The organism is Xanthobacter sp. (assembly GCF_041911315.1).
In the GTDB taxonomy this organism is placed as follows: domain Bacteria; phylum Pseudomonadota; class Alphaproteobacteria; order Rhizobiales; family Xanthobacteraceae; genus Xanthobacter; species Xanthobacter aminoxidans.
On record NZ_JAYRPE010000057.1, the window covers coordinates 39,584 to 65,992 of the forward strand.

32 protein-coding genes are annotated in these 26,409 nt (G+C 67.2%); 17 read left to right on the forward strand and 15 right to left on the reverse strand.

Annotated features, from left to right (window positions below; translation table 11 throughout):
- The first annotated feature begins 1 nt into the window (after position 1).
- Complete coding sequence (gene prmC, locus ACE3QW_RS16240) at positions 2-940, forward strand: peptide chain release factor N(5)-glutamine methyltransferase (protein ID WP_374252544.1); 939 nt, start codon at positions 2-4, stop codon at positions 938-940.
- Positions 941-1,531: 591 nt separating this feature from the next.
- Complete coding sequence (locus ACE3QW_RS16245) at positions 1,532-2,734, forward strand: DUF4167 domain-containing protein (RefSeq protein ID WP_374252546.1); 1,203 nt, start codon at positions 1,532-1,534, stop codon at positions 2,732-2,734.
- Between the two features lie 81 nt (positions 2,735-2,815).
- On the opposite strand, the gene cynS is transcribed toward ACE3QW_RS16245, so the two are convergent.
- The 9 genes from cynS to ACE3QW_RS16290 form a co-directional block, all read right to left on the reverse strand.
- The gene (gene cynS / locus ACE3QW_RS16250) at positions 2,816-3,304 is read right to left on the reverse strand and encodes a cyanase (protein ID WP_250165166.1); all 489 of its coding nucleotides are present in this window, start codon (positions 3,302-3,304) and stop codon (positions 2,816-2,818) included.
- 38 nt (positions 3,305-3,342) lie between these two features.
- Complete coding sequence (locus tag ACE3QW_RS16255; protein WP_374252548.1) at positions 3,343-4,278, reverse strand: ABC transporter ATP-binding protein; 936 nt, start codon at positions 4,276-4,278, stop codon at positions 3,343-3,345.
- Positions 4,279-4,283: 5 nt separating this feature from the next.
- Positions 4,284-5,123 carry a nitrate ABC transporter permease gene (gene ntrB, locus ACE3QW_RS16260; protein WP_024277352.1) on the reverse strand — a complete coding sequence of 280 codons (840 nt, stop codon included), beginning with the start codon at positions 5,121-5,123 and terminating at the stop codon, positions 4,284-4,286.
- A 4-nt stretch (positions 5,124-5,127) separates the two neighbouring features.
- Complete coding sequence (locus ACE3QW_RS16265; protein WP_024277351.1) at positions 5,128-6,492, reverse strand: CmpA/NrtA family ABC transporter substrate-binding protein; 1,365 nt, start codon at positions 6,490-6,492, stop codon at positions 5,128-5,130.
- A gap of 73 nt (positions 6,493-6,565) precedes the next feature.
- A complete protein-coding gene (locus ACE3QW_RS16270) occupies positions 6,566-7,744 on the reverse strand; it encodes an NAD(P)/FAD-dependent oxidoreductase (protein WP_374252550.1) in 1,179 nt (392 codons plus the stop codon).
- Positions 7,741-8,367: a 2-hydroxychromene-2-carboxylate isomerase gene (locus ACE3QW_RS16275; protein ID WP_374252552.1), complete on the reverse strand. Its 627-nt coding sequence runs from the start codon at positions 8,365-8,367 to the stop codon at positions 7,741-7,743. The genes ACE3QW_RS16270 and ACE3QW_RS16275 overlap by 4 nt, the downstream gene beginning before the upstream one ends.
- A 22-nt stretch (positions 8,368-8,389) precedes the next feature.
- A complete protein-coding gene (locus ACE3QW_RS16280; protein WP_374252553.1) occupies positions 8,390-9,253 on the reverse strand; it encodes a sulfurtransferase in 864 nt (287 codons plus the stop codon).
- A gap of 88 nt (positions 9,254-9,341) precedes the next feature.
- Positions 9,342-10,475 (reverse strand): acyl-CoA dehydrogenase, encoded by a 1,134-nt coding sequence (locus tag ACE3QW_RS16285; RefSeq protein ID WP_374252554.1) that lies wholly within the window; start codon positions 10,473-10,475, stop codon positions 9,342-9,344.
- Between the two features lie 88 nt (positions 10,476-10,563).
- Positions 10,564-11,130, reverse strand: a complete 567-nt coding sequence (locus ACE3QW_RS16290) for an OsmC family protein (RefSeq protein WP_051678987.1) — start codon at positions 11,128-11,130, stop codon at positions 10,564-10,566.
- A gap of 220 nt (positions 11,131-11,350) precedes the next feature.
- Here ACE3QW_RS16290 and ACE3QW_RS16295 point away from each other — a divergent pair, with 220 nt between their 5' ends.
- The 13 genes from ACE3QW_RS16295 (at position 11,351) to ACE3QW_RS16355 (ending at position 19,274) form a co-directional block, all read left to right on the forward strand.
- Positions 11,351-11,986 carry a TetR/AcrR family transcriptional regulator gene (locus ACE3QW_RS16295; protein ID WP_029556943.1) on the forward strand — a complete coding sequence of 212 codons (636 nt, stop codon included), beginning with the start codon at positions 11,351-11,353 and terminating at the stop codon, positions 11,984-11,986.
- Positions 11,987-12,130: 144 nt separating this feature from the next.
- On the forward strand, positions 12,131-13,258 hold the full coding sequence (locus tag ACE3QW_RS16300; protein WP_374252555.1) for a zinc-dependent alcohol dehydrogenase family protein: 1,128 nt from the start codon (positions 12,131-12,133) through the stop codon (positions 13,256-13,258).
- Positions 13,259-13,352: 94 nt separating this feature from the next.
- Positions 13,353-13,490, forward strand: coding sequence for a hypothetical protein (locus ACE3QW_RS16305; RefSeq protein WP_155982215.1), 138 nt, complete (start codon positions 13,353-13,355; stop codon positions 13,488-13,490).
- 158 nt (positions 13,491-13,648) lie between these two features.
- Positions 13,649-14,251, forward strand: a complete 603-nt coding sequence (locus tag ACE3QW_RS16310) for a 50S ribosomal protein L25/general stress protein Ctc (RefSeq protein WP_029556941.1) — start codon at positions 13,649-13,651, stop codon at positions 14,249-14,251.
- A 76-nt stretch (positions 14,252-14,327) separates the two neighbouring features.
- Positions 14,328-14,936: an aminoacyl-tRNA hydrolase gene (gene pth / locus ACE3QW_RS16315; protein WP_250165159.1), complete on the forward strand. Its 609-nt coding sequence runs from the start codon at positions 14,328-14,330 to the stop codon at positions 14,934-14,936.
- Positions 14,937-15,086: 150 nt separating this feature from the next.
- The gene (ychF, locus tag ACE3QW_RS16320; RefSeq protein ID WP_250165158.1) at positions 15,087-16,187 is read left to right on the forward strand and encodes a redox-regulated ATPase YchF; all 1,101 of its coding nucleotides are present in this window, start codon (positions 15,087-15,089) and stop codon (positions 16,185-16,187) included.
- Between the two features lie 9 nt (positions 16,188-16,196).
- Positions 16,197-16,670, forward strand: a complete 474-nt coding sequence (locus ACE3QW_RS16325; protein WP_051678986.1) for a MaoC/PaaZ C-terminal domain-containing protein — start codon at positions 16,197-16,199, stop codon at positions 16,668-16,670.
- A gap of 68 nt (positions 16,671-16,738) precedes the next feature.
- Positions 16,739-17,131 (forward strand): hypothetical protein, encoded by a 393-nt coding sequence (locus ACE3QW_RS16330; protein ID WP_250165156.1) that lies wholly within the window; start codon positions 16,739-16,741, stop codon positions 17,129-17,131.
- Between the two features lie 10 nt (positions 17,132-17,141).
- Entirely contained in the window at positions 17,142-17,474 is a 333-nt protein-coding gene (locus ACE3QW_RS16335) for a hypothetical protein (protein WP_029556937.1), read from the forward strand.
- A gap of 75 nt (positions 17,475-17,549) precedes the next feature.
- The gene (locus ACE3QW_RS16340) at positions 17,550-17,873 is read left to right on the forward strand and encodes a hypothetical protein (RefSeq protein WP_374252559.1); all 324 of its coding nucleotides are present in this window, start codon (positions 17,550-17,552) and stop codon (positions 17,871-17,873) included.
- Between the two features lie 25 nt (positions 17,874-17,898).
- Positions 17,899-18,276 (forward strand): hypothetical protein, encoded by a 378-nt coding sequence (locus ACE3QW_RS16345; protein WP_374252560.1) that lies wholly within the window; start codon positions 17,899-17,901, stop codon positions 18,274-18,276.
- Between the two features lie 51 nt (positions 18,277-18,327).
- A complete protein-coding gene (locus tag ACE3QW_RS16350) occupies positions 18,328-18,792 on the forward strand; it encodes a MaoC family dehydratase (RefSeq protein ID WP_374252562.1) in 465 nt (154 codons plus the stop codon).
- Entirely contained in the window at positions 18,789-19,274 is a 486-nt protein-coding gene (locus tag ACE3QW_RS16355) for a MaoC family dehydratase (protein WP_374252564.1), read from the forward strand. The genes ACE3QW_RS16350 and ACE3QW_RS16355 overlap by 4 nt, the downstream gene beginning before the upstream one ends.
- Before the next feature lie 6 nt (positions 19,275-19,280).
- Here the strand turns inward: ACE3QW_RS16355 and ACE3QW_RS16360 are convergent, their stop codons facing one another.
- Positions 19,281-21,104 (reverse strand): ABC-F family ATP-binding cassette domain-containing protein, encoded by a 1,824-nt coding sequence (locus tag ACE3QW_RS16360; RefSeq protein WP_374252566.1) that lies wholly within the window; start codon positions 21,102-21,104, stop codon positions 19,281-19,283.
- 139 nt (positions 21,105-21,243) lie between these two features.
- Positions 21,244-21,423 (reverse strand): YdcH family protein, encoded by a 180-nt coding sequence (locus ACE3QW_RS16365; RefSeq protein ID WP_024277333.1) that lies wholly within the window; start codon positions 21,421-21,423, stop codon positions 21,244-21,246.
- A gap of 177 nt (positions 21,424-21,600) precedes the next feature.
- Here ACE3QW_RS16365 and ACE3QW_RS16370 point away from each other — a divergent pair, with 177 nt between their 5' ends.
- Positions 21,601-21,807, forward strand: a complete 207-nt coding sequence (locus ACE3QW_RS16370) for a YdcH family protein (protein WP_024277332.1) — start codon at positions 21,601-21,603, stop codon at positions 21,805-21,807.
- A 96-nt stretch (positions 21,808-21,903) separates the two neighbouring features.
- Here the strand turns inward: ACE3QW_RS16370 and ACE3QW_RS16375 are convergent, their stop codons facing one another.
- Positions 21,904-22,389, reverse strand: coding sequence for a peroxiredoxin (locus ACE3QW_RS16375; protein ID WP_024277331.1), 486 nt, complete (start codon positions 22,387-22,389; stop codon positions 21,904-21,906).
- Between the two features lie 95 nt (positions 22,390-22,484).
- Positions 22,485-23,285: a protein-disulfide reductase DsbD domain-containing protein gene (locus tag ACE3QW_RS16380; RefSeq protein WP_374252569.1), complete on the reverse strand. Its 801-nt coding sequence runs from the start codon at positions 23,283-23,285 to the stop codon at positions 22,485-22,487.
- 275 nt (positions 23,286-23,560) lie between these two features.
- Here ACE3QW_RS16380 and ACE3QW_RS16385 point away from each other — a divergent pair, with 275 nt between their 5' ends.
- Entirely contained in the window at positions 23,561-24,178 is a 618-nt protein-coding gene (locus ACE3QW_RS16385) for a YqgE/AlgH family protein (protein ID WP_029556930.1), read from the forward strand.
- 72 nt (positions 24,179-24,250) lie between these two features.
- Here the strand turns inward: ACE3QW_RS16385 and ACE3QW_RS16390 are convergent, their stop codons facing one another.
- A complete protein-coding gene (locus ACE3QW_RS16390) occupies positions 24,251-25,609 on the reverse strand; it encodes a cell wall hydrolase (protein WP_374252571.1) in 1,359 nt (452 codons plus the stop codon).
- Between the two features lie 124 nt (positions 25,610-25,733).
- On the reverse strand, positions 25,734-26,409 hold a 676-nt coding region (locus ACE3QW_RS16395; protein WP_374252572.1), incomplete at its 5' end, for a methylmalonyl Co-A mutase-associated GTPase MeaB.

The following is a 26,409-nucleotide window of genomic DNA, read 5'->3' on the forward strand; positions in this document are numbered from 1 at the left end:
CGTGCCCGGCCCCGGCGACACGCCCGCGGCCGACCTGACCATCGCCCAGTTGCGCCGGCTGATGACCGCGCGCCTCGCCGCCGGTGGCATGGAGACGCCGGAGCTGGATGCACGGCTGCTGCTGGCCCATGCCCTCGGATGCCCGCCGGGCGAGCTTCTCAGCCACGGCGCCGCCCCCGCCGCGCCCGATATCCTCGCCGCCACCGAGGCGCTCCTCGCCCGGCGGCTCGCGGGGGAGCCTGTGGCCCGCATCTTCGGCCACAAGGAGTTCTGGAGCCTCACCTTCCGCCTTTCCCCGGACACGCTGGTGCCGCGACCGGACACGGAAACTTTGGTGGAGGCGGCGCTGTCCCTCTTTCCCGACCGTGCCGCGCCGCTGCGCATCCTCGACCTCGGCACGGGCACGGGCGCCATCCTCGCGGCCCTGCTTTCGGAGCGGCCGGCCGCAACGGGCATCGCCGTGGACCGCTCGGAGAACGCGGCCCGGACGGCCCGGGACAACCTCGAAGCGAACGGCCTCGCCGGCCGCGCGTCTGTTCTTGTCGCCGACTGGGGCACCGCACTTGCCGGCGGCTTCGACCTCGTCGTCTCCAACCCGCCCTACATCACCGAGGATGAGATGGCGGGACTTGCCGTCGACGTACGCCTCCACGATCCCCGGCTGGCGCTGGTTGCGGGGGCCGACGGGCTGGCGGCCTATCGCATCATCGCCGCCGATCTGCCGCGCCTGCTGAAGCCCGGCGGCGCGGCTGTTCTCGAACTCGGCGCGGGGCAGGAACCCGCCGTCGCCGCCCTCGTTCAAGCGGCAGGGCTTGGGCTTCTCGGCCCGGCGCGCGCCGACCTCGGAGGCATCCCGCGCGCCCTTTACGCCCGGTGGCCCGGCGCCGCACACCCACCGGCCGATGAAAAAAGGCTTGGAACCTTTGAGGGAAATGGCTAGTGTCAGTCGCAGGAATCGAACCGGAGCATTGGTCCAGAGGGCTGATGCGGGCTTCCGAAATCTCAAACGGATGTTTCGGTCGCTGGGGATGCGAGAGCGTGGAGCGCGCGATGGCGCTGCTCATGCGAGCGTCCTGCGGTTGGATCGTTTCACGGTGCTGAATACGCGCGGCCCACGGAATGTCGGTGACATCTTAGGCGGTGGCATCTTGGGTGATGTCGTCTTCGGCGATGTCGTCTTGGGTTGCGGCATCTCGTGTATTGGCGCCCGTGCTGGGGGGCACGGAACGGGGCTCGATGATCGGACTGATCCTGACTTCTTGACGACTTTCGCTTTGGTCCAGCGCGGACGCCGGCGCAGGCGGCTTCCGCGGATCTGACGGTCTTGTCCTGCGGACGGAGCAGCGTTCCACGGCACCCATTCCAATGGGGTGGAGTTCCGAAGGTTCGTTTCATGAGACGCGCGCCGCCGGTGCGGGAAGCCCGGCGGGATATGCGGATTGTACCGGCGCGATGCGGCCGGGCGCAGACGGCGGCGTGAACGCCGGGCGAGTAGAGATCGATCCATATGAGAAATGGTCAGCAGAAGCGCATGCGCGGCCGCAACAACAACCGGCGCAGCTCAAACCCTTTGACGCGGGTGTATGAGTCGAACGGCCCGGATGTGAAGGTGCGCGGGACAGCCCACCACATTGCGGAAAAGTATCAGCAGCTCGCCCGCGACGCCCAGTCCTCCGGCGACCACGTGGCGGCTGAGAACTATTTCCAGCATGCGGAACACTATCTTCGCCTCATCGCCTCGCTGCAGGGCCAGTTCGCCCCGGTGAACGGCTTCGGCCGCGACGAGGAAGGCGACGACGAGGACATGGACGACATGTCCTCCCTCGACGCACCCCAGCCTTACGGCCGCAACGAGCAGCCCTATGGCCGCGGCGAGCAACCCTACCAGTCGCGCGAAAATCGGGATGATCGGGGTCCGCGCGAAGATCGCGGCCAACGTGAAGATCGGGGCTACCGGGATGACCGGGGTCAGCGAGATGATCGTGGTCAGCGAGATGATCGTGGTCAGCGGGATGACCGTGGCCAGCGCGACAATCGGCAGGGCAATTTCCGTCGCAATCGGGATGACGACGAGAGCTACCAGCCGCGCGAGGCCCGCGACAACCGCGAGAATCGGGACCCCCGGGAGCAGCGCGAGCCCCGGGAGCAGCGCGAGCCCCGGGAGCAGCGCGAGCCCCGCGACCAGCGGGAACAACGTGACCCGCGGGAACAGCGCGAGCCGAGAGAACAGCGCGAGCCGCGCGAGTTCCGCCGCCGCAACCGCGACGACAATGGCGAAGGCTTCGTGCCCCGCGCGGCCCGCGCGCCCCGCAGCGACGATGGCGATCAGCCGCGTCCGCATCGCGCGCCGCGCAATGAGGAGGTCGAGCAGCCCCGTCCGCCGCGCGCCCCCCGCGTCGAGGAGCAGGATCTCGGCCTGCCGTCCTTCATCACCGGCGCACCGGCCGTTCCCAAGGAGCGCCCCGAGCCCAAGGTCGAAGTGAAGAGCGAGCCTAAGGCCGAGCCCCGCGAACCCAAGGCGGAGCCGAAGGCCGAACCGAAGGCCGTGGCCAAGGCGGAGAAGGCTGAGCCCAAGGCGGCTGCGGAAACGCCCCGCGAGGAGGGTGCAGAGGTCGCCGAGGGCGCAGACGCCCCGCGTCCGCGTCGCCGCCGCTTCCGCACCCGGGCCGGCGAGGGAGCCGAGGCTGCCGCCGAGGCCCCTGCGCCCGAGCAGCCGGCACTGTTCAACGAATAGGCCTGCGCTTCTCTACCGAAACAAAAAACCCCGCCGGTCGCCCGGCGGGGTTTTTCTTTGGCCACGCGGCGGAGGGCCGGCTCAGCTTTCCTTGAAGCCGTAGTCCGGGATGCCCTGCTCGTTGCCGTAATATTTGTAGGGCAGGAATTTGCCGGACATGGTGATCTGCACCCGGTCGCCCTTGGGGTTCGGCTCGCGCACCATCTCCATGTTGAAGTCGATGGCGGACATGATGCCGTCGCCGAACTCCTCCTCAATCAGCGCCTTCCAGGCCGGGCCGTTGACCATCACCAGCTCGTAGAAGCGATAGATCAGCGGATCGGTGGGCGGCATGGGCGTGCCGGCGCCGCGCATGGGCACCTCGTTCAGCATCCGCTCTTCCACCTCGGAAAGGCCGAACAGATCGGCGGCCTTCTTCGCCAGCGGCTTCACCAGCTTCATCTGGCCCAGCAGCGCGCCGACGACGAGCACCGGCGACATGCCGCCGATCTCGTCGCAGATGTATTTCCAGGTCCAACCCTTCTCGCGCTTGATGTCGAGAAGCTTCTCGGTCAGTTGCTCGCGCTTCATTTTCTTATGGTCTCCGCTTGAGTTCGGTCGAAGGTCCGTCAGTCCCGCGCATGGGCGATGGCGGGGAAGGGAATGGTGTTGGCCGGCGCCGGCTCGGGCTGCGGCTGGCGACCGAGACGCACCACGGGCGGGTGGCGGCGGTCGTAGCCCGCCGGCATCTCCGTCTTGAAGGTCCGGCTGCGGGAGACGAGGAAGTCCACGAGGTGGTTGCGCACCGCGTAGTAATCCTCTTCGCGATGGATGCTGTCGCGGGCACGCTCCATGGGCAGCGGGTTCTCGACCACCTCGGCGATCATCGCCTCCGGGCCATTGGTCATCAGCACGATCTTGTCGGCGAGGTAGATGGCCTCGTCCACGTCGTGCGTGATCATGACGACGGTCTGGCCGGTGGACTTGCAGATGCGCCGCACCTCGTCCTGCAACGTGCCGCGGGTGAGCGCGTCGAGCGCGGAGAAGGGCTCGTCCATGAGCAGGATCTTCGGCTCGATGGAGAGCGCGCGGGCGATGCCCACACGCTGGCGCATGCCGCCGGAGAGTTCGGCCGGCCGCTTCAGCTCGTTGCCCTTGAGGCCGACGAGATCGATGAAGCGGCGCGCCCGCGCCTCCACCTCCGCCCGACCCGCCTTGCGCCAACGGGAAGAGACGGCATAGCCCACATTGCCGATGACGCTCTTCCAGGGGAGCAGCGCATGACCCTGGAAGATCACCGCGCGGTCGAGGCTCGGGCCGGAAATGGCCTGCCCGTCCACCACCACCACGCCGTCCGAAGGCTCCTCAAGCCCGGCGAGGATATTGAGCACGCTCGTCTTGCCGCAGCCGGAATGGCCGATGATGCAGACGAACTCGCCCCGCGCCACGGGAAGCCAGAGATCCTCGAAGATGGTGGTGGAGCCGCCACCCGCCGCCGGGTAGCGCCGGGCGATGCCCTCGATGGAGATGAATTTGGGATCGCTCTCGGTCCTGGGGTTCGCCATGGCCCTCACTCCGGAAACGTCACGCGCTTCTGCAGGCGCGCGAGAATGAGGTCGAGCGCCATGCCGACGACGCCGATGAGCAGGATCCCCACGATCACATTGGCGATGGAGAGGTTGTTCCACTCGTTCCAGACGAAGTAGCCGATGCCGGTTCCGCCCACGAGCATCTCCGCCGCCACGATGACCAGCCAGGCGATGCCGATGGAGATGCGCATGCCGGTGAGGATGGTGGGCGCCGCCGCCGGCAGGATCACTGTGAAGGCTCGCCGCCACGGCCCCACCTCCAGCGTGCGCGCCACGTTCAGCCACTCCTTGCGCACCGCCCCGACACCGAAGGCGGTGTTGATGAGCATGGGCCAGACCGAGCAGATGAAGATGACGAAGATGGCCGAGAGGGAGGAATCCTTGATGGTGTAGAGGGCGAGCGGCATCCAGGCCAAGGGCGAGATGGGCTTGAGCACCTGGATGAAGGGATCGAGCGCCCGGTAGGCCAGCGGCGACATGCCGATGAGGAAGCCGATGGGCACCGCCACCAGCACCGCCAATCCATAGCCGATGAACACCCGGCCGATGGAGTAGAGGAGCTGGAGGCCGAGGCCCTTGTCGTTCGGGCCGTTGTCGTAGAACGGCCGCTTCAGGTTGTCCCAGAGCTTGCCCGCCACATCGAGCGGCCCCGGCATGGCAGACTTGGCGCCCTCCGTGGCGATGCCCATCAGCTTGGCATATTCGGGATCGAGCGCCGGCCCCGAACTCGCGCTCGGGGTGACGGCGATCTGCCATAGCGCGCAGAAGGCGACGAACATCAGCACCGAGAGGAGGCCGGCGCGCACGCCGAGGCTCTTCATCCCCTCAGCTCCGCTTGATGGCGAAGGAATTGACGTATTCCGCGGGCTTTGCCGGATCGAACACCTTCCCCATCACCGAGAACGACTTCATCGTGGTGGCGGGCGGGGTGAGGCCCATCTCCTTCATCACCTTCGCGGCGTCGGTGGCGAGGAAGACCTCGTTGGCGACCTTGGTGTAGTCCACGTCACCCTTCACCTGCCCCCAGCGCTTCATCTGGGTCAGCATCCACACCGCGAAGGAATCCCACGGGAAGGGATCGAAATCGACGCGCTTGGGATCGTCCTTGATGTTGCCGAGCCCGTCGGCGTACTTGCCCACCAGCACCTGCTCCAGCACGATCGGCGGCGCGTTGAGATAGGCGGCCGGCGCGATGGCCTCGGCGATGGCCTTGCGGTTCTCGGCCTTGGAGGCATAGCCGGTGGCATCCACGATGGCCCGCAGCAGTGCCGCGTAAGTATTCGGCATGGTGGAGATGAATTCCTTGCTGGCCGCGAAGGAACAGCAGGGGTGCCCGTCCCACATGGTCTTGGACAAGGAGTGGATGAAGCCGACGCCGTCGAACACCGCGCGCTGGGCCACGTTGTCCGGGGCGAGGAAGCCGTCGATGTTCTCTGCCCTGAGGTTCGCCACCATCTCCGGCGGCGGCACCACGCGCAGCTGAACGTCGGTATCCGGATCGATGCCGTTCTCGGCCAGCAGGTAGCGCAGCAGATAGTTGTGCATGGAGAAGTCGTAGGGAATGGCGAGCTTCATCCCCTTCCACGACTTCACATCCATCTTGTCCTTGTGCTTGATGCCCAGCGTGAAGGACTGGCCGTTGATATTCTCGATGGCCGCCGCGACGAACGGGATCGGGTTCGAGCCAAGCCCCTGCGAGATGGCCAGCGGCATGGGCGCCAGCATGTGGGCGGCGTCGTATTCCTTGTTGATGGTCTTGTCGCGCACCACCGCCCAGCCGGCCGTCTTCACCACCTCCACGTTCAGGCCGTGCTTGGTATAGAAGCCCATGGGATGGGCCATGATGATGGGCGTGGCGCAGGTGATGGGAATGAAGCCGACCTTGAGGTCGGTCTTCTCCGGCTTGCCGGTCTGGGCGAAGGCCTCGGTGGCGACATCCAGCGGGAAGAAGGTGGCGAGGGCCGCCGCCGCGGTGGAGGTGCCCACGGCCTTGAGGAAGGCGCGGCGCTTCAGGTCGTTCGGGAACAGCGCCCGCATGAGGCCGGAGGCGACCACCTCCTTGTAGCGCGCCTCATCGGAGAGCGTCGCAGCCCGCTCCGCCGCCGCATGTTCCTCCGCGCTCGCGTGCCGCCCGCACAGGCAGCGGCGCAGCGTGGACTTCAGCGAGAACGGGTTGGAAAACATCGACATCAGGGCTCTCCATGAGGGCTTGCGATGGACCGGACAAACGTGACGCTGGGATAGGGCAATGCCCGTGCCACGCTCACCCGGGAACGGGGATGGGCGGCGGGGTGGCGAGCGCCTTGCGCGCCAGCATGTGGCTTTTCGGATCGTTGACGGAGGCGACCGCGACGAGGCGATCCCCCGCGAAGTACCTGACGCAGAAGCGTCCGGCGGCGACGTCGCCCTCGCATTCGGTGCGGTCGTGCCCGTCGAGAAGGCCGGCGATCTGCAGCTTCACATCATACTGATCGGACCAGAACCAGGGGATCGGATCGTATGCAACCGCCCCACCGCTGATTGCTTTTGCGGCAACCTTGGCCTGATCGATCGCATTCTGCACGGATTCGAGGCGAACCCGCCGGCCGTAGAGCTTGCTCGGGAAATTGGCCACGTCTCCGGCAGCATAGATGTCGGGCACGCTGGTGCGGGTCGCCTCGTCCACCCGGATGCCGTTCTCCATGACGAGGCCGGCATCGGCGGCGATTTCGCCATTGGGTACCGCGCCCACGGCCGAGAGCACGAGATCGGCCGGCAGCACCCGTCCGTCAGCGAGTTCCACGCCTGTGACGCCATCCGTGCCCAGAATGCGGGCGACACCGGTGCCGGTGAGGATGGTGACGCCGTGGCCCTCGTGCAGGTCACGAGCGAAATCGAAGATGGTGGTGCAGGCGACGCGGGCGAGAAGACGCGGCGCGCCTTCCACCACGGTGACATCGAGCCCCAGCGTCTTCGCCTTGGCCGCCGTCTCCAGGCCGATATAGCCGCCCCCGATGATGACCAGCCGCGCGCCCGCAAGCGCAGCGGCGCGGAAGTGCTTCACATCGTCGATGCTGCGGATGGAAAACACGCCCGGCAGTTCCGCCCCCGGCACGGGCAGCGTGCGGGCGCGGGTGCCGGTGGCGATCAGCAGCGCGCCGTAGGTGAGGCGGGCGCCATCGGAAAGCTCCACCTCCTTGCCCACGGGCAAGATGCGGGCGACGCGGGTGGAGAGGCGCATGTCGGCGCCGGCCTCGGCGTAGAAGGCGGGCGCCTTCAGCTCCAGCCGGTCCTCGGTCATCTCGCCGCCGAGATAGGCCTTGGAGAGCGGCGGGCGCTGGTAGGGCAGATAGGGCTCGTCGCCGATGACGATGATGGGCTTGCCATAGCCCTCGGCCTTGAGCGAGGTGACGGCCTGCGCCGCCGCCTGCCCGGCGCCGATGATGACGAGCGGCGCGCTCACGACAGATGCTCCTGCGCCACCGGTTCCTGCGCGACGCCCAGCGCGGCGGCGACGAACAGCAGCCGGTCCTGGCCGAAATACATCTGGCCGTTCACGAAATAGGTGGGAGAACCGAACACGCCGGCCTCGATGGCCGCGGCAGTGTTGCGCGCGATCTTGTCGGCAACCTCCACGCTGTCGGAGAGGGTGGCGAGCTTCTCACCATCGAGCCCCACCTCATTGGCGAGGCGGACGAGACTGTCCCGCTCGGAAATCTGGATGTCCCGCGCCCATACGGCGGAAAGGCAGGCGCCGATGAGGTCGGCGGGGTCGATGCCCTCGAGCTGCGCCGCCGCGATGAGACGACACGCGGGAAGCGTATCCGTGGGCCAGAACTTCGGCTCGGTATTGATGGAGATGCCGCGCACCTTGGCCCAGCGCACGATGTCCTGCTTGCGATAGGCGTTGCGCTGGGGCGACTGCTTCGCCGGAGCGGTGGACCCACCCTCGGCGAAGACCTTCAGGATGTCGACGGGACGCCACAGGATGTCGGCGCCCGCCGCGCGCGCGATCTCGCGCAGGCGGCCGTGCCCCAGATAGGCATAACCGGACTGGGGGCTGAAATAGCAGATGATCTCGGGCACGGCGGGGCTCCTTTGGCTCGGTTCAGCCGAGGGCCGCGGCCGGGTGCCCCTCCTCGATGGGCAGGGACGGATCGCGCGACCACTCGTTCCATGAGCCAAAATACATCTTCACGTCCTTCACCCCCGCCTCTTTCAGCGCGAGGAAGGTGTTGGAGGCCCGCGCCCCTTTGAAGCAGTAGAGATAGACCGGGGTTTCGGGCGAAATGCCCACGGTGGCGCACTCGGCGAGGATCTCGGCGGACGACTTGAAGCGCGGCCCTTCGGCGGTCGGCTTCATCATGCGGTACCACTCGATCCACTTGGCGCCGGGGATGCGGCCCTTGCGGGGGCAGAAGTCCTTGCCATAGGGCGAGGAGCTTTCGCCGATCCACTCGTCCACGTCGCGCACGTCGAGCTTGGCGACGGCCGGGTCTTCCACTGCCTTCAGCATGGCCGCGGCATCGATGATGAGTTCCCCGGCCGCCGGGTCCACCGGGAAAGTGGTGGCCTTGGGTTCGGGCACGTCGGTGGAAACGGGAAGGCCCGCGGCCGTCCAGGCGGCGAACCCGCCATGCAGCACCTTCACCTTGGGATAGCCGAGGAAGGTGAGCAGGAAATAGCCGCGGCAGGACTGGCCGAAGCCGGAATTCATGGACTGCTCGTAGATCACCGCCGTCTCGGTGCCGGAGAGGCCGGCCTTGCCGAAGGCGTCGGCGAACTTCTGCCGAAGCTCGGCGTAGCCCTCGGGGGTCGAGGTGGCGAGGAAGGTGAAGATCTCGTGCAGGTTCACCGCCCCGGGAATGTGCCCGGCGGCGTAGCTCCCGGGGTCGCGGGTATCGATGACCACGGTGGGTTCAGACAGGATGAGGGTCGACAGATCGGACGGCGAAATCAGGATTGCGCTCATGGTGATCCCCTCTTGCGGGTCGGGAGGACACTCTTTCGGAAGGCACCGGGGGCTTTTGCCCCTCATGTTTTGAAACGGGCGGCCGGCATCAGGCCGGCATCTGGTCCAGCATCAGCTTCAGCTGCTTGGTGGCCGGCGTGACGATGGCGACGAAATAGGCCTCGCGCAGGCGCCGCTGGCAGCGGGAGGCGCGCACATAGCCGCGGGCGCCGCAGTGGAGCATGGCGTTGTGGGCGGCTTCGACGCTCTTCTCGCCGGCGAGCAGGCGGGCGGAGACGACGCGGCGCCAGTAGTCCGGGCTCTCGTCGAACGGCGTTTCGGCGAGGGTGTTCACCTCCGCTTCCATGGCCGCCAGCGTCTCGCAAAGCTGGTCGGGCTGGACGTCGAGATAGCGGTTCACGTGACCGAGGGGCTCCTCCACCTCGCGCATCATGGCGATGCAGTCACGGATGAGGCCGAAGGCCATGCCGGCCTGGAGCAGGATGAACCCGGCCCGCATCTTCTTCACGAACGACATGGCGTCGTGGGCCAGCACCATCTCGTCGGGAATGAACAGGTCGCGCACCTGCACGGCGTAGGTGCCGGTGCCGTCCATGCCGAGGAACGGCTCGCAGGGCTTCAGCGTCACGGCCGGCTCGGCGCAGTCGATGATCGCCATAACAGGCGCGGCGCCGTCCACGGCGAAGATGCAGCCGAAGAAATGGTCGGGGCCGAGGTTGGAGACCCAGGGCAGGATGCCCTTCACCTTGTAGCCGCCCTCCACCCGCGTGCCCTTCAGCTTCAGCGCCTCGATGCCGAAGAAGGACTTCATGGGGTTGGACAAAGCGGTACCGCCGAGCACATGTCCGGTGGCGACGGCGGCGAGATATTTGGCGCGGGGCGCCTCGTTCTCGGAATTGATGAGGTACCAGACCAGCGTGTTCTGGCACCAGGCCATGAAGCCCGTGGCGGCGCAGACCTCGGACATGCGCGACATGCCCTCGATGGCATTGCCCAGCCGGTGGCCTTGAGACAGATGCAGGCGGAAGGCTCCGGCGTCGGCGAACCGATGCAGCAGCGTTGCGGGATAGGTGCCCTCGTCGATGGCCCGCGCCCAGGCGGACAGATCGGTCCGCGCGATCTTGCCGATCTCGTCGAGGGCGATGCCGGCATCGAGATCGACCGCAGCAGGGTCATGCGGCGACAAGGCAGTGACGGCGACGTGCGACACAGGCAACGACATGGCGATCCTCAACGGGAAGAGGGCGGGAGCCTGCCCGGCCGTTGCCGGGCAGGGATGCGGCCGAAGGCGGCCGGCTGGTCGGCGCCGGTCAGCCCAGCGCCACCTCCAGGTTCACCGGACGCACGAAGGTGTTGGCCACGGGCGACCACTTGGTGACGTGGGAGATGAGCGCCTCGACCTCCTCCTTCGGCACGCCGTCGCACTCCATGTCGACCTTCACGCGCACGTCGGTGAAGCCGACCGGCTTCTCGCTGACGTCGCCGGTACCCCACACGGCGGTGATGTTGAGGTCGCCTTCCAGCTGGAGCTCCAGCTTGCGGACGGTCCAGCCGCGATGCACCGCATTGGCGTGGAGGCCGACGGCGAGGCAGGAGCCGAGCGCGGCAAGCGACGCTTCGGAGGGGTTCGGCGCCGTGTCGTCGCCGAGCAGGCCCGGGGGCTCGTCAACGATGTAGGGCTCGAGATTGCGGATGTAGTTCGCGTGACGGAAGCGGCCTTCGGCGACGGTCTTGCACTTCAGGGTTTTGATGACCTTGGGGTCCGCCTTGCCGGCCGCGATCAGCTTGGCGAGGCCTTCCTTGTCGATGGGCGCAAGGCAGCCCGTGGTCGCTTCTGGCGCGAGGCAGCCGGTCAGTGCGGTCTGGGGCGCAGTCATCAGGATCTCCTTGGGTCGTGTAGACAGACCGGTCTGTCTTATGCACGCGCCATGCCAGATCCGCCAAAGGCAGCGACGGACTGGAGGAGACCTGCGTTTCCTTATGAGAAATAAGGAACTGTGGGAAAAGTGGACGCGGCTTGTCCGGCACGGTTCGTGCCTGTAGAAAACAGACAGGTCTGTCTGAGTGCACGCGAAAGCAGCACATTGGTGAGAAGCGATGCAGCAAACGAAGGCAAGCCGCCCCAAGGCCAATCCCCACGCCGCCCCGGACGCGGGCGAGGCGGAGCCGAAGGCCCGCGAGCGCATCCTTCAGGCCGCGACGCGCCTGTTCTGCCAGCACGGCATCAATGCGGTGGGCGTGGACGCCGTGGTTGCCGAGGCGGCAACGGCCAAGGCGACCCTCTACAAGTCGTTCGGCTCCAAGGAGCGGCTGGTGGAAGCGGTGCTGGAGCGCGAGGGCGCGGCGTGGCGCGACTGGTTTCTCGGCGAACTGCTGAAAGGCGAGGCAACCGCGCAGGTGCGCCTGCGCCGCATCTTCCCCGTGCTCCGCGAATGGTTCGGCGACGCCCGCTTCTTCGGCTGCCCCTTCATCAACGCGGTGGCCGAGCACGACAAGGCGGATGACCGCATGCGCCAGATCGCCCTCGCCCACAAGAAGGTGGTGCTGGAAACCATCACCCGCCTTGCCGCCGAAGCCGGCGCACGCGACCCCAACGGCGCGGCCCACCAATTGGGTGTCCTGATCGACGGCGCCATCGTCGCCGCCATGATCACCAAGGACGCCAACGTCGCCCTGCTCGCCGGCCAAACCGCCGACCTGCTGCTGTCCGGCATGGCGGCCGAAGCGGCCTGACGGACGCCCCTCCGCCTTCCCGCTCACGCCCCATGCGTCCAGAGCGGGAGACGGCTCGCTCCCCCTGCGAAATGCGCAGTCTCCCGCGCTTGACGCTCTGCCCCGCGGCATCCGAAAACGCGGTAACAGCATCGGGAGGAAAAGATGCAGATCCGCGCCGCCGTCCTGCGCACGTCTCCGGTCAACAAGCCCTATGCGGACACGCGCCCGCTCTCCATTGAAACGGTTCAGCTCGCGCCGCCCCAGGCCGGCGAGGTGCTCATCAAGGTGGCGGCGGCGGGGCTGTGCCATTCTGATCTGTCCGTCATCAACGGGGACCGGCCGCGCCAGCTTCCCATGGTGCTCGGCCACGAGGCGGCGGGCGTGGTGGTAGAGACCGGTCCGGGCGTGGACGATCTCAGCGTCGGCGACCATGTGGTGATGAGCTTCGTGCCCACCTGCGGCACCTGCCCGTCCTGCATGGAAGGCCGCGCCCAGTTGTGCGGGCCGGGCCAGGCGGCGAACGGTGCCGGCACCTTGCTCGGCGGCGGTCGGCGGCTGACATGCGATGACGGTACCGAAGCCTACCATTTGTGCGGCATCGCCGGTTACGGCGAGTATGCGGTGGTCTCGCGCCGCTCCATCATCAAGATCGACAAGGAGATGTCGCTCATCGACGCCGCCCTGTTCGGCTGCGCGGTGATGACCGGCGTCGGCACGGTGGTGAACACCGCGGGCGTGCGCCCGGGCCAGAGCGTCGCGGTGGTCGGCCTCGGCGGCGTCGGCCTCTCGGCGGTGATGGGCGCGGTGGCGGCGGGTGCCGACCAGATCGTCGCTCTGGACTTGTCTCCCCAGAAGCTCGACCTCGCCCGCCAGATCGGCGCGACCGACACCTTCCTCGCCAGCGACCCGGACATCGTGGAGGCGGTGAAGGAAGCGACGCGCGGCGGCGTGGACCACGCCATCGAGATGGCCGGCTCTGCGCCCGCCTTCGAGCTGGCCTACAAGATCACCCGCCGGGGCGGCACCACCACCACGGGCGGCCTCGCCAATCCCAACGCCCGCATCTCCCTGCCGCCGGTGCACCTCGTCGCCGAGGAGCGCACCATCAAGGGCAGCTACATGGGCAGTTGCGTGCCCCCGCGCGACATCCCGCGCTTCATGGCGCTCTACAAGCGCGGCAAGCTGCCGGTGAACCGCCTGCTCTCCTCCACCGGGCCGCTCGACACCATCAACGAGAATTTCGACCGCCTCGACCGTGGCGAAGTGGTGCGGCACGTCATCGTCTACTGAGGCCGGGAAGGACGCGCATCGGGGCCGCGGCGGCGCGGCCCCTTCCCTTCCCCGGTGGATCGCCTAATCTGCCGCGGGTTCCCGAGGAGAAGTCATGCGCGTCGCCATCCGTCTCGCCGCCGTCGCCGCGCTGGCCATCGCCGTTTCCGGCTGCGACAAGTGCGGCAACTGGTTCGGCCAAGGCACGCCGGTGGGCAAGCCCGGCGCCTGCCAGTCCGCGACGCCGCGCTGATACCCCCTTTTACCGCGCCGCTTCCTTGCATCGGCGGGGCTCCGCCGCTATAAGCGCGCCTTCGCTTTCGGCATGCGCCCCCCTGGAGGCGTGCCGCAGGGCGAAATCGCGCGTCCATACGGATGCGGCGATGGAAACTCGAAATCAGGACAAGTGCCATGACTGCCATCAAGGAACTGAAGGCTGTGGCGCGCCCGCGGGCCGGCAAGGGGGCCGCCCGTGCCGAGCGCCGCGCCGGGCGTGTGCCCGCCGTAATCTACGGCGAGAAGCAGGACCCCATCACGATCTCGCTCGACTTCATCGAGATCAACAAGATCATCTATGCTGGCCACTTCCTCACCACCCTGTTCGAGGTGGACGTGGACGGCACCAAGCACCGCGTCATCCCGCGTGACTACCAGCTGGACGTGGTGAAGGACTTCCCCGTTCACGTGGACTTCCTGCGCGTCTCCAAGGGCGCGACCGTGACGGTGGAAGTGCCTGTGCACTTCGTGAAGCAGGAGGCCTCCCCGGCGCTCAAGTCCGGCGGCACCCTGAACGTGGTCGCCCACACCGTCGAGCTGGAATGCCCGGCCGAATCCATCCCGGAAGCCATCGAGGTCGACCTCACCGGCGCCGCCTATGGTGACGCGTTCCACCTGTCCTCCCAGAAGCTCCCCGCGGGCGTGACCTGGGTCGGCCAAGGCGACGACACCCTCGCCACCATCGTCGCCCCCGTGGGCGGCGAAGAGGAGCCGGCGGCGGAAGAGCCCAAGGCCTGAGCGGATCGCTGACCATCCCGGGCGCCGCGCTTCCTGAAGCTGCGGCGCCCCGTTTTCCGGGCCGGAGATCCGCCTCATGTTCCTGTTCGCAGGGCTCGGCAATCCCGGCCCGAAATATGCCGGCAACCGGCACAATGTCGGCTTCATGGCGCTCGACACCATCTGCCGCCGCCATCGCCTCGGCCCGCTGCGCCGCCGCTTCCAGTCCGCGGCCGCCGAAGGCGAGATTGCCGGCGAGAAGGTCATCGCGCTCTTTCCCGAGACCTTCATGAACGAGAGCGGCCGGGCCGTCGCCGAGGCCCAGCGTTTCTACAAGATCCCCCTCGACCACATCTTCGTCTTCCACGACGAGCTGGACCTGCCCCCCGCCAAGGTGCGGATCAAGAAGGGCGGCGGCAATGCCGGCCACAACGGGCTCAGGTCCATCACCGCCCAGTGCGGCAACGACTACTGGCGCATCCGCCTCGGCATCGGCCATCCCGGCGACAAGGCGCTGGTGCATGCCTATGTGCTCAACGACTTCGCCAAGTCCGAAAAGGGCTGGGTCGATGCCGTAAGCGACGCTTGCGCCGATTTCGCCGAGTTGCTCGTGAAGCAGCGCCCCGACGAATTCCAGAACCGCACCCACCTCTTCCTCGAAGCCCAGGGCTTCGGCGAGCAGAAAAGGGTCGGCGAGAAGGGCTGAGGCCGCGCCTCGGCCCATGCGCCCCTGGCCGGGCGGGTTGCGCACCCGAGGCCCGAAGGGCTATGCGATCCCCAACGGCCGCAGCGCGGCCTGATCCTTATCTCCATCCTGCAGCCGCACCGGCGGGCGGGTGCAACTCCTGAGCGGTCCATGGGCTTCAAATGCGGCATCGTCGGGCTTCCCAACGTGGGCAAGTCCACCCTCTTCAACGCGCTCACCCAGACGGCGGCGGCGCAGGCGGCGAACTATCCGTTCTGCACCATCGAGCCGAACGTGGGTGACGTGGCGGTGCCCGATCCGCGCCTCGATACGCTGGCGGAGATCGCCGGCTCGGGCGCCATCATCCCCACCCGCCTCACCTTCGTGGACATCGCCGGCCTGGTGCGCGGCGCCTCCAAGGGCGAGGGGCTCGGCAATCAGTTCCTCGCCAACATCCGCGAGTGCGACGCCATCGCCCATGTGGTGCGCTGCTTCGAGGATGGGGACGTGACCCATGTGGAAGGCAAGATCGCCCCGGTCAACGACATCGAGACCATCGAGACCGAGCTGATGCTCGCCGATCTCGAGAGCCTGGAAAAGCGCCTCACGGCGCTGGAGAAGAAGGCCAAGGGCGGCACCGACAAGGAGGCCAAGGAAACCCTGGACCTCGTCATGCGTGCCCTGGTCCTGCTGCGCGAGGGCAAGCCCGCCCGCCTCGCCGAGGTGAAGCCGGAGGAGCGCAAGCTCTTCAACCAGCTGGGCCTGCTCTCCGCCAAGCCCGTGCTTTACGTGTGCAACGTCGAGGAAGGCTCGGCCAAGGAGGGCAATGCCCTCTCGGCGGAAGTGTTCAAGCGCGCCGCCGAGGAAGGCGCCAAGGCCGTTGTCGTCTCGGCCAAGATCGAGAGCGAGATCGCGGTGCTGCCCCCGGACGAGCAGAAGGAATATCTGGAGGCCATCGATCTCGACGAGCCGGGCCTCAACCGCGTCATCCGCGCCGGCTACGAGTTGCTCCAGCTCCTCACCTACTTCACCGTGGGTCCGAAGGAGGCGCGCGCCTGGACCATCACCGCGGGCACCAAGGCCCCCGCGGCGGCGGGCGTGATCCATACGGATTTCGAAAAGGGCTTCATCCGCGCCGAGACCGTCGCCTTCGATGACTACGTGAAGTTCAAGGGCGAGGCCGGCGCCCGCGAGGGCGGCCGCTTCCGCCTGGAAGGCAAGGACTACGTGGTCGCCGACGGCGACGTGCTGCACTTCCGCTTCGCCAACTGAGGCTCCGTGATGGTCGGGGCCGGGCCGCAGTTACTCGGCCGCTTCACCTTCACGGCGGAGGAGATCGTGCGCTTCGCCCGCGCCTACGATCCCCAGCCCTTCCATGTGGATGCGGAGGCGGCCGCCGCCTCCCCCTTCGGCACCCTCATCGCCTCGGGCTGGCACACGGTCTCAACATGGATGGGCCTGTTCGTGCGCGCCCATGGCGCGGCGGTTGAAGCCCTGCCCCCCGACCACGCGGCGGTGATCGCACCTGTCGGCGTCGGCTTCGGTCTCATCGACCTCAAATGGCTCGCCCCGGTCCGCGTCGGCGACACCATTACCTTCTTCACCGAAATCCTCGACGCCCGCCCCAGCACCAGCCGCCCCGGCTGGACCATCTACCACCGCACCGGCAGCGCCCGGCGGGAGGATGGGACCGAGGTGATGCGCTTCGAGCTGAGGCATCTGGCGCCGGACGCGCGAGAGTCGCGCCACTGTTAGCACGCTGCAGTTGCACATCGGAATATATTCCTATATCGTCTCCTTCGGATTGACGGAGGAGAGCGGCTGTGTCGCAGACAGATGCAGAATTGGATGCCCTCGACCGATTGCGCCGCCTCACGCGGCGGCTGAACCTCGACGTCGCAGCATGGCGACTCAAGCTCGCATTGAAGGGCAGCTATGATCCCAGCCAGCCGCGTATCCCCAGCGGCCAGCCGGGTGGCGGGCGATGGGCCGGAGGCAGCGACGGCAGCACCGGGCCCAAACCCACCGGTGCGGAGCGACGTGTGTCGATGGCGGCGCGGCGCATTTCGCCCGCGGCAGAAGCGGAATGCGAACGCTTGAACAAGAGAGACACGGCGTACTGCACGGCCATCAAGAATCCAGCATGCCACGGTCAAGCATCCCTGCGATATGCTTTCTGTTTAGCCGGAAAACCGATTCCTCCTCTCCCATTCTGAGAGAATAAAAATGTTAATTCTGACTCACACGCTTTATCTCAATCGCCCTGAAGGCGAAATTCCGATCGCAATCCGTATTTACAGGCCAGAACCCAAGGACGGCTGCTGGGCCTGCACTTTCGAAATCGACTGGCCGGAGGGCACCAAGACCATGTCCGGCGCCGGCCTAGATGCATTGCAGGCGCTGGTGATATCTTTGCAGATGATCGGAATCCAGATCTATACGAGCACCTATCATCACGATGGAGCCCTTCGCGCCTATGACAACGAAGAGGGCTATGGCTTTCCCATCGCCCGAAACGTCCGCGACCTATTGGTCGGCGCTGACAAGATTTATTTATAATCCCGATTGATATACCCGCGTACGAAACCGCGTTTAGATGCTAGGGACAATTTTTTGAAATTTATAATGCTTATTATGACCCATATTCTACATCTTAATGGGCCATCGGACAATGTTCCCATCGAAATCCGCCTGTATCAGCCTCACCTGACGGATGGGTCATGGACATGCAGTTTCGAAATCGACTGGCCCGAGAGCCGAATGGTTCGCTATGGCGTGGGCGAAGATGCGCTGCAGGCGCTGGTCATCACGCTGCAGATGATCGGCGCCCAGATCTACACAAGCCCGTATCATGAGGACGGCAGTTTGCGAGCCTACGACAAGGAGGACGGCTACGGTTTCCCGGTCCCGAACAACCTGCGTGACCTGCTCATCGGCGTCGACAAGATAAGCTTCTGATTTCAGTCCCTCGCGGAGCCCCGCCATGGTGATCCTCACGCACACCCTTTTCATCAGGGGAGAGACCGGCGACACGCCGGTGGAGATTCGCCTTCACCAGCCCGAACACCTCGTGGAGGACTTCGGCGAGTCCTGGGGCTGCCGCTTCGAGAGCGACTGGCCGGACCGCACCAAGAGCATGGTCGTCCATGGATACGATGCGCTGCAGGCGCTCATCCTCTCCATGATGTGCGTCGGCGTGAACCTCTATGTGTCCGAGTATCACGACGACGGCCTGCTCTATTCACCCGGTCGCGAAGGCGGCTATGGGTTTCCGGTCACCCAGAACATCCGCGACGTTCTGGTGGGGAGCGACAAGGCCACCTTCTGGCCTGATGCGCCGATATCCCCACGCCCAGCTTGACGTTTGCGTCATCCTCGCCTTCCATCGGCCTCCAACGACAGGGAGGCCGCCTTGCCCGACATCTTCTTCGAAGATTTCATCATCGGTGAGGTGAAGACGTTCGGCTCGCACAAGGTGACGGAGGAGGAGATCCTCGCCTTCGCCCGCGAGTTCGATCCCCAGCCCATGCATCTCGATGCGGCGGCGGGCAAAGTGTCCCTGCTTGGCGGGCTGGCGGCCTCCGGCTGGCATTCGTGCGCCATCATGATGCGGCTCGTCTGCGACGGCTTCCTCCTGCGCACCGCCAGCATGGGCTCGCCCGGCGTTCCCGAGAACAAGTGGCTCGCCCCCGTTTTCCCCGAAGATGTCCTGACGCTCCGCCGCACGGTGCTGGAGAGCCGCACCTCCAGGAGCAATCCGGACATGGGCCTCGTGACCTTCCGCTTCGAGCTTCTGAAAGCCGACAAGAGCGCGGCGTTGGATCAGACCTGCGTGGTCATGGTCGGCCGCCGCAACCCGGGAGCGCGCCTCGCATGATGTATTTCGAGGAGGTCGAGGCGGGCGCCACCGCCGCGCTGGGCAACCACACCTTCACCGAGCCGGAAATGCTGGCCTTCGCCCGGCTCTATGATCCCCAGCCGTTCCATGTGGACCCGGAGGCGGCGCGGCGCAGTCCGTTCGGCGCGCTGGTCGCGTCCGGCTGGCACACGGCCGCCATGTGGATGAAGTGCTTCGTCGCCTCCAACATGGCGCTGCCCAAGGAAGCCTCGAAGCCCGGCGAGGAAGGCGTGCCGGGCGGCGGCTCCTTCGGCCCAGCCTCCGGCTTCACCAAGCTGCGCTGGCTGAAGCCGGTCTATGCGGGAGATACCATCTCGTTCGCCACCGAGGTGCGGGACAAGATCAACATCAAGTCCCGGCCCCAATGGGGCTTCCTGCGCACCTACAATACAGGAACGAACCAGCACGGGGATCTGGTCATCGATTTCGAGAGCACCGTGCTGATGCGGCGCCGCCCCTGAGCCGGCCTACCCTTCGAGTTCCTCTTTCAGGATTTCGAGGCGCAGCCATTCCTCTTCCGCTGCATCGAGGGCCGCCTGCGTCTCCGCCAGCGCCGCCGAGGCCTTGTCGAAGCGCGCCGGGTCGCGGGCATAGAGCGCAGGGTCGGCGATTTCGGCGGCGAGCTTCTCCAGCTTGGCGCGCAGGTCGTCCATGGTCTTGGGCAGCGTCTTCAGCGCGTGCTGCTCATGGAAGGAGAGCCGTCGCTTCGCCCCGGCGGCAGTTGCCCCCTTGCCGGCCTCGGGCTTCGGCTCGCCCGCCTTGGCCTTCGACGCGGGCGCGCCCTTGTCCCGTGCCTCCACGCCCCTGCCGCGCTGGGACAGCATGTCCGAATAGCCGCCGGCATATTCGCGGAACATCCCGTCCCCCTCCGCCATGATGACGCTGGAGACGGTACGGTCCAGGAAGTCACGATCGTGGCTGACGAGGATGACGGTGCCGGGATAGTCGGCCACCATCTCCTGCAGAAGGTCGAGGGTTTCGAGGTCGAGGTCGTTTGTCGGCTCGTCCAGCACCAGCACGTTGGAGGGCAGCGCCAGCGCGCGCGCCAGCATCAGCCGGCCGCGCTCGCCGCCGGAGAGCACCGAGAGCGGCGCGTTGGCCTGCTCGGGGGTGAAGAGGAAGTCCTTCAGATAGCCCATCACGTGCTTGGGCACGCCGCCCACCTGCACCTGGTCCGAGCCGCCGCCGGTCAACGCATCGCGCAGGGTGGTGCCGGGATCGAGCGCCGCGCGCTTCTGGTCGAGGCTGGCGACTTCCAGATTGGTGCCGAGCTTTACCGTGCCCGAATCGGGGGCAAGCTCGCCGGTGAGCAGCTTGATGAGGGTAGTCTTGCCGGCGCCGTTGGGGCCGATGATGCCGATGCGGTCGCCGCGCAGGATGCGGGTGGAGAAATCCTTCACCACCTCCCGCGCGCCGAAGGCCTTGGCGATGTGCTTCGCTTCGATGACGAGCTTGCCGGACGCCTCCGCCTCGCTCACCGCCAGCTTGACGTTGCCGACCGCGCGGCGCTCATCGCGGCGATCCTTGCGCATGGAATGCAGCAGGCCCAGCCGGCGCACATTGCGCTTGCGCCGGGCGGTGACGCCGTAGCGCAACCAGTCCAGCTCCGCGACGATCTTGCGGTCGAGCTTGTGGCGCTCGGTCTCTTCCTGTTCCAGCACCTCGTCGCGCCAGGCTTCGAACGCGCCGAAGCCCTGCTCCAGCCGCCGGGTCTGGCCGCGGTCGAGCCAGACGGTGGCGCGCGAGAGGGTTTCGAGGAAGCGCCGGTCATGGCTGATGAGCACCATGGCCGACTTCAGCCCCTTCAGCTCGCTTTCCAGCCATTCGATGGCCGGCAGATCGAGATGGTTGGTCGGCTCGTCCAGCATCAGCACATCCGGCTCCGGCGCGATCACGCGCGCCAGAGCGGCCCGGCGGGCCTCGCCGCCGGAGAGGTGAGCGGGGTCTTCCTGTCCTGTCAGGCCCAGCTCGGTGAGGAGATATTGGGCGCGATAGGCATCGTCGCCCGGTCCGAGACCGGCTTCCACATAGGCGAGCGTCGTCGCATAGCCGGAAAAGTCCGGCTCCTGCGGCAGGTAGCGCACGGTGGTTCCGGGCTGGAAGAAGCGCGTGCCGGAGTCCGGCTCGATGAGCCCCGCCGCCACCTTCAGCAGCGTGGACTTGCCCGAGCCGTTGCGACCGACAAGGCACACCCGCTCGCCCGCCGACACGGAAAGCTCCGCGCCGTCGAGCAGAGGGGTGGCGCCGAAGCGCAGATGGATGTCCTGGAGGAGAACGAGCGGAGGAGCCATGGGGCCGGATTAAAGCCCTTGGGTCCGGAACGCAAAGGCCGTTCGCGCGGAACGCCGCTTTGCGCCGCCCGTCTCACAGGACAAAGAGATGTGCGCGGCGCCACACCTCACGCGGGCGACGCACACATCTCGCAAGCCATCAATGTACGGTGGAAGTCGGATTCAGCTTCGACATCTGGTCCTTGAGAACCAGCTTCTTGCGCTTCAGCTCTGCGACACGAAGAGGATCCGATGCGGGGCTGTTCATTTCGCGGTTGAGCTCCTGCTCGATGGCCGCGTGACGCCGCTTCAGTTCCTGAAGGTGCGACTGGATGGACATTCTTAGCCACTCCCTGTCTGCAACACGACATCAGTCTGTCACGGAGCCGGCGAAGAGTCGACCGCCTTTCCGCCACCTCCGGCGACCTCCCATCTTGCGGCGCGGCATACCCGTGCCATAGTCATTCCAAATGGGGCGAGCGGGCGGCGGACCTGCGCGCCGGTGACAGGACCGGGCATGACGAGCGACGAGGAACGGGATCTCAAGGTCCACCTGGAACGCCTGAAGCAGGAGCATCGGGATCTCGATGCGGCGATCGAGGCGCTGACCAGCGTGTCGGGATCGGACATCCTGCAGATCCAGCGGCTCAAGAAGCGCAAGCTGCAGCTGAAGGACCGCATCGGCCAGATCGAGGACGAATTGTTCCCCGACATCATCGCCTGAGAGCGCGCGCGAAAACCGCGCGAGGCCGGCCCTCCTGAGGAGGGTCCGGGGCGCGGAGGCCGGGCGTGCCCGGCATCCGTCAGTCGGTAAGAAGGATCAGAGCTGGGCGAGCAGCGCGGTGGCGCCGGAGGCGTCGGCCTTGGAGGGCACGTCCTCCACGTTGAGCGTCTTCACCACGCCGTCCTCGACCACCATCGAATAGCGCTTGGAGCGCACGCCGAGGCCGGCGGCCGAGCCGTCGAAGGTGAGGTCGAGCGCGGCCGCGAAGGACGCGTCAGGGTCCGCCAGGAACACGATCTTGCCGTCGGAACCGGAGGCCTTTTCCCAGGCGCCCATGACGAAGGGATCGTTCACCGACACCACGGCGATGGCATCCACGCCCTTCGCCTTGATGGCGTCGGCCTCGTGCACATAGCCCGGCAGGTGGTTCTTGTGGCAGGTGGGGGTGAAGGCACCGGGCACCGCGAACAGCACCACCTTCTTGCCCTTGAAGATTTCGTCGGTGGTCTTCGGCACGGGGCCGTCCTCGGTGGGAACACGGAAGGTGGCGTTGGGCAGTTTGTCGCCGACCGAAATGGGCATCGTCTTCTCCACAGTCTTGGGCGTTTGCGCCCGCGCCGACAATACGGGCTTTTGACGGGGAGAAAAGCGCTGGCTGCGGGCCGGAGCGGCCCAGCTCAGCGTGGCGGCAGCTTCGGAACAGGCACCGTTGTCACGATCGCCTTCGGGCCGTCCACGAGGGTCAGCGTGAGCGGCGTGCCGGACGGATCGGTGCCGGCGGGAATGCCGTCGAGGGGCAGATCGAACCGTGCGGCGCCGTCCGGCAGCATGGTCTTCTGCGGCAGCGGCAGGGCCCAGCGGTCCGGCCCCTCGGCGAACAGATCCGCCTTGGGATTCTGGGCCCTGACCTCGATCACGAGACGCGGCGGTTCGGCGCTCGCATCCAGTTCGACCTTCTGCACCGATGTCGGCTCGGCAACGCCCAGCGGACGCTCCACCGGCAGGGCCGCGCGGGCAGCCAAGATACGGGACGCCTCGGCGCCGGCGTCGCCACCCAGCGCGATGGCGAGGTCGGCGCGGGCGGGCATGCACAGGGCCTCGCACACCGCGAAATCGAACGCGAGGGCGAGCCGCGCCGGCTTGTCCTTGTCCTTCAGCTCCACCTTCAGGGGGAACAGGACCGCCCCCTTGTAGCCGATGGAAAAGCCCCCGCCCCCGTCGGCGAAGCGCTTGGGCGCGGGCCATTCCATCTCCACCCGGGCGATGTTCTCCGAACCGCTCCAGTCCAGCGTCGGCGGCACGCCGCTGTCGCCGGGATAGCGCCAGTAGGTCTTCCAGCCGGGGGCGAGCTTCAGCTCGATGCCCGCATCCGCCGTCGTGCCGGAGACGGCGCCCGCCATCAGGACCACATCCGCGCCCGGCACCTTCACCGGAGGCGCGCTCGCAGCCCACGAGGCCGGCGAGAGAGCAGCAAGCATGGCGCCGGCGAGAAGTGCGCGGGCGAACACGCCACGAGACGACAATGGGAAGGCGGGCCGGACCGCCGGCCAAGCGCCCAGGGCGCGCTGAGGGGTCGATGTCATGGGCCTAGCGGGTACCCGCTCGCGGCTGCGCCGCAAAGCCCTTCCGCTCACCAATCGCGTGCACAAGCGTGTGACCCGTCGCGGAACTCGCAGCCTTGCGATGAGGCTTCGCGGCGACCTGCGATGCAATCCGCATTTCCAAGACGCCCGAACGGCGGTACCCTTTCTCCATGACTGCGAGCCAGAACCATACGATCGAAGGCGGAGGGTCGGGTTTCCTCGATGGGCAGATGCTCATCGCCATGCCGACCATGCGCGACGAGCAGTTCGCCCGCACCCTCGTCTACATGTGCGCCCACTCTCCGGAAGGAGCCATGGGCATCGTGGTGAACCAGCCGGCGAGCCATATCGACTTCACCGACCTCCTCGTGCAGCTGGATGTGGTTCCTGCCGCCGAGCGCATCCTGCTGCCGAAAAGCGCCGGCACCGTCAAAGTGCTGCGCGGCGGGCCGGTGGAGACGGGACGCGGTTTCGTGCTGCATTCGGCGGATTATTTCGTCGAGAATTCCACGCTGACCATCGATGACGGCATCTGCCTCACCGCGACGCTGGATATCCTGAAGGCCATCGCCGGCGGGCGCGGACCGCGCAGCGCGGTGCTGGCACTCGGCTATGCCGGCTGGGCGCCGGGCCAGCTCGAGACCGAGATCCAGGCCAACGGCTGGCTGAACTGCCCGGCCGACCCGGACCTCATCTTCGGCGCAGGGGTGGAGACGAAATACGATAGTGCCCTGCGCAAGCTCGGCATCGTGCCCGGCATGCTCTCCAGCGACGCTGGCCACGCCTAAGCGTCGCTTCTCTCAGGCGCCGCGCGGGCTTGGGATGTTGCGTCGCTCAGGCGCCGTAGGGCGTCGAAAGACTCAGTAACTGTCGCCCCAGCGACGCGGGCGGTAGAAGGTGTGCACGCCGATCTTGTCCAGCTTGCGCATCTCCCGCACCCAGCTCGGATGCACCCAGTAGGCGTGATAGTGCGTGGCGCGGCCGATGGAGGCGAGCCACAGCTTTCCGTCCAGCATCTCGGCGGCGATTTCCTTAGCCTGCACCCACATGTCCGGCTCGCGCACCACGTCCGGCACATCGTCGCAGGCGAAGGTGAACTGGCAGGCAAGGTGCTTGTGGGCGTTCTGGTAGACCGCGCCGCACACATCCGCCGGGTAGTAGCCGGAGAACACGCGGTTCACGATGACCTGCGCCACCGCGATCTGGCCGCGCTTGGGCTCGCCGCGGCTTTCGAAATAAATGGCTTCCGCCAGGCACTTCTGGGCCCGCGCCAGCTTCTCGCCGCCGAGCTCCAGCCGCTGCGCGGGCGAGGGCCAGATGCCGTCGCTGGGCGGCGTCTCCAGCTCCACGGTGCTGTCCGGTGAGACCAGGGTCGCCTCGCCCTCGGCGTGCGGCGCCGGATGGGGCACATAGCCGTGCTCAGCGAGCGCGGCATACTGGAAGGCAAGGGCCGGAAACAGCACCGGATCGCGGCTGAACACCGCCACCGGATCCTGATGCGGCACCGGGCCCACGAGCGTGCTGCCGCCACCGAACTCCCCGAGGGCCTCCTCCGGCGCGTCCTCGCGCGCCAGCGTCTCGGCCGCACGGCGGGCCTGCTCCAGATCCGCGGGAACGTCCTCCGCTGCGGCAACGCGGGCGGCGTCCTGGATCAGCGGCAGTTCCAGAAGGATGTCGAGGGCCAATTCCAGATAGGCGCCCGACAGGTCGAGGTGGCGCGGAGGCTCGACCGTCTCGCGATCCGAGAGCACCAGCGGCGGGGGAAAGGCGAAGGCGTCGTCATCGGCCGAATCGGAGGAAGACTGGGTGGAAGACGCAAGGGCGGGCGAGACGAGGTCCGACGGCTCCGGCCCGGTGCCGATCTCGTCCCGCGTCCCATTCAGCACCGGCTGGCCCGCGATTGCGGCAACCGCGGCAGCGCGCGCACTGTCTTCAGAGACCGGCGCGAGGGAGGCGGTGACGATGGTGCCGGGTGCGACAACACGGCGCGCCGGCTTCGCAGCCTCGGCCATCGCCTCCTTCGGAACCTCCGGCAGGCCGGTACCGACCGGCTGCGGCAGATCGAGCGTGGCGAGCTTCAGCGCCCGCGCGGAGCCCGGCCAGAGGCCGAGACCTGAACCCGATGCCACGCCTTTCGGCGCCCGGCCCGAGACGTCGTCAGCCCCCGCCCCGCAAGGCGTTGCGACGATGAAGGCGGTGGCGACGAGAAGCGGCGACAAAGCCCGACCGGCTCTCGGCCATCGATCCCGACAAATTCCCATACGCCAGCCCTTGCCGAGACTTCATGTCCCCAATAGGGCGCCGGACCGTTGCCGGCCGGCGACACGCAAGAGCATTGTCCGATCAGTCTTGCCTGGAGGTTAATTTCAGCGCCAGCTCCGCTTCGCGGGCGAACGGGCCCTGCCCCCGCAGCTGGAATTTGCGCGCCCGCGCAAGGCCATGGGTGCCGAAGCGGACGCGCACCGCCTCCTCCACCCACTTGTCTTCCTGCGTCGCGCGCTGGGCTGCGCGCCGGTCTCCCGCGTCGAGAAAGGCGCCGTGCGCCGCGACCGCCGCCTCGAAGGCGTCGAGCCCCTCCCCGGTCGCCGCCGACAGGCGGATCACAGGAACCGTCCACCCGGCGGAGGCGGAGCCCGCCAGCGACAAGGCCCCAGCCACCTCGGAGGCGGCGCGGCGGGCGACCTCGGTCATGTCGGCCTTGGTGACGACGATGATGTCGGGCAGTTCCATCACGCCCGCCTTCATGAACTGAAGGCTGTCGCCCGAGGCCGGCTGGATGCACAGCACCACCGTGTCGGCGACAAGGGAGATGTCGGCCTCCGACTGGCCGACGCCCACGGTCTCGACGATCACCAGATCATAGACCGCGCGCAGCAGCACCACGGCGGCGACCGAATCATCCGAAAGTCCGCCGAGCCGGTCGCGCGCCGCCATGGAGCGCACGAACACGCCGCGGTCGTCGGGGTCGGTCTTCATCCGCGCCCGGTCGCCGAGCAGCGCGCCACCCGTGCGCCGCGAC

Coding starts and splice junctions, on each gene's coding strand:
- ACE3QW_RS16245 (WP_374252546.1), top strand. CDS start 1,532: ATGCGCGGCCGCAACAACAACCGGCGCAGCTCAAACCCTTTGACGCGG.
- cynS (WP_250165166.1), bottom strand. CDS start 3,304: ATGAAGCGCGAGCAACTGACCGAGAAGCTTCTCGACATCAAGCGCGAG.
- ACE3QW_RS16255 (WP_374252548.1), bottom strand. CDS start 4,278: ATGGCGAACCCCAGGACCGAGAGCGATCCCAAATTCATCTCCATCGAG.
- ntrB (WP_024277352.1), bottom strand. CDS start 5,123: ATGAAGAGCCTCGGCGTGCGCGCCGGCCTCCTCTCGGTGCTGATGTTC.
- ACE3QW_RS16265 (WP_024277351.1), bottom strand. CDS start 6,492: ATGTCGATGTTTTCCAACCCGTTCTCGCTGAAGTCCACGCTGCGCCGC.
- ACE3QW_RS16280 (WP_374252553.1), bottom strand. CDS start 9,253: ATGAGCGCAATCCTGATTTCGCCGTCCGATCTGTCGACCCTCATCCTG.
- ACE3QW_RS16285 (WP_374252554.1), bottom strand. CDS start 10,475: ATGTCGTTGCCTGTGTCGCACGTCGCCGTCACTGCCTTGTCGCCGCAT.
- ACE3QW_RS16290 (WP_051678987.1), bottom strand. CDS start 11,130: ATGACTGCGCCCCAGACCGCACTGACCGGCTGCCTCGCGCCAGAAGCG.
- ACE3QW_RS16295 (WP_029556943.1), top strand. CDS start 11,351: ATGCAGCAAACGAAGGCAAGCCGCCCCAAGGCCAATCCCCACGCCGCC.
- ACE3QW_RS16300 (WP_374252555.1), top strand. CDS start 12,131: ATGCAGATCCGCGCCGCCGTCCTGCGCACGTCTCCGGTCAACAAGCCC.
- ACE3QW_RS16305 (WP_155982215.1), top strand. CDS start 13,353: ATGCGCGTCGCCATCCGTCTCGCCGCCGTCGCCGCGCTGGCCATCGCC.
- ACE3QW_RS16310 (WP_029556941.1), top strand. CDS start 13,649: ATGACTGCCATCAAGGAACTGAAGGCTGTGGCGCGCCCGCGGGCCGGC.
- pth (WP_250165159.1), top strand. CDS start 14,328: ATGTTCCTGTTCGCAGGGCTCGGCAATCCCGGCCCGAAATATGCCGGC.
- ychF (WP_250165158.1), top strand. CDS start 15,087: ATGGGCTTCAAATGCGGCATCGTCGGGCTTCCCAACGTGGGCAAGTCC.
- ACE3QW_RS16325 (WP_051678986.1), top strand. CDS start 16,197: ATGGTCGGGGCCGGGCCGCAGTTACTCGGCCGCTTCACCTTCACGGCG.
- ACE3QW_RS16335 (WP_029556937.1), top strand. CDS start 17,142: ATGTTAATTCTGACTCACACGCTTTATCTCAATCGCCCTGAAGGCGAA.
- ACE3QW_RS16340 (WP_374252559.1), top strand. CDS start 17,550: ATGACCCATATTCTACATCTTAATGGGCCATCGGACAATGTTCCCATC.
- ACE3QW_RS16345 (WP_374252560.1), top strand. CDS start 17,899: ATGGTGATCCTCACGCACACCCTTTTCATCAGGGGAGAGACCGGCGAC.
- ACE3QW_RS16355 (WP_374252564.1), top strand. CDS start 18,789: ATGATGTATTTCGAGGAGGTCGAGGCGGGCGCCACCGCCGCGCTGGGC.
- ACE3QW_RS16360 (WP_374252566.1), bottom strand. CDS start 21,104: ATGGCTCCTCCGCTCGTTCTCCTCCAGGACATCCATCTGCGCTTCGGC.
- ACE3QW_RS16365 (WP_024277333.1), bottom strand. CDS start 21,423: ATGTCCATCCAGTCGCACCTTCAGGAACTGAAGCGGCGTCACGCGGCC.
- ACE3QW_RS16370 (WP_024277332.1), top strand. CDS start 21,601: ATGACGAGCGACGAGGAACGGGATCTCAAGGTCCACCTGGAACGCCTG.
- ACE3QW_RS16375 (WP_024277331.1), bottom strand. CDS start 22,389: ATGCCCATTTCGGTCGGCGACAAACTGCCCAACGCCACCTTCCGTGTT.
- ACE3QW_RS16380 (WP_374252569.1), bottom strand. CDS start 23,285: ATGCTTGCTGCTCTCTCGCCGGCCTCGTGGGCTGCGAGCGCGCCTCCG.
- ACE3QW_RS16385 (WP_029556930.1), top strand. CDS start 23,561: ATGACTGCGAGCCAGAACCATACGATCGAAGGCGGAGGGTCGGGTTTC.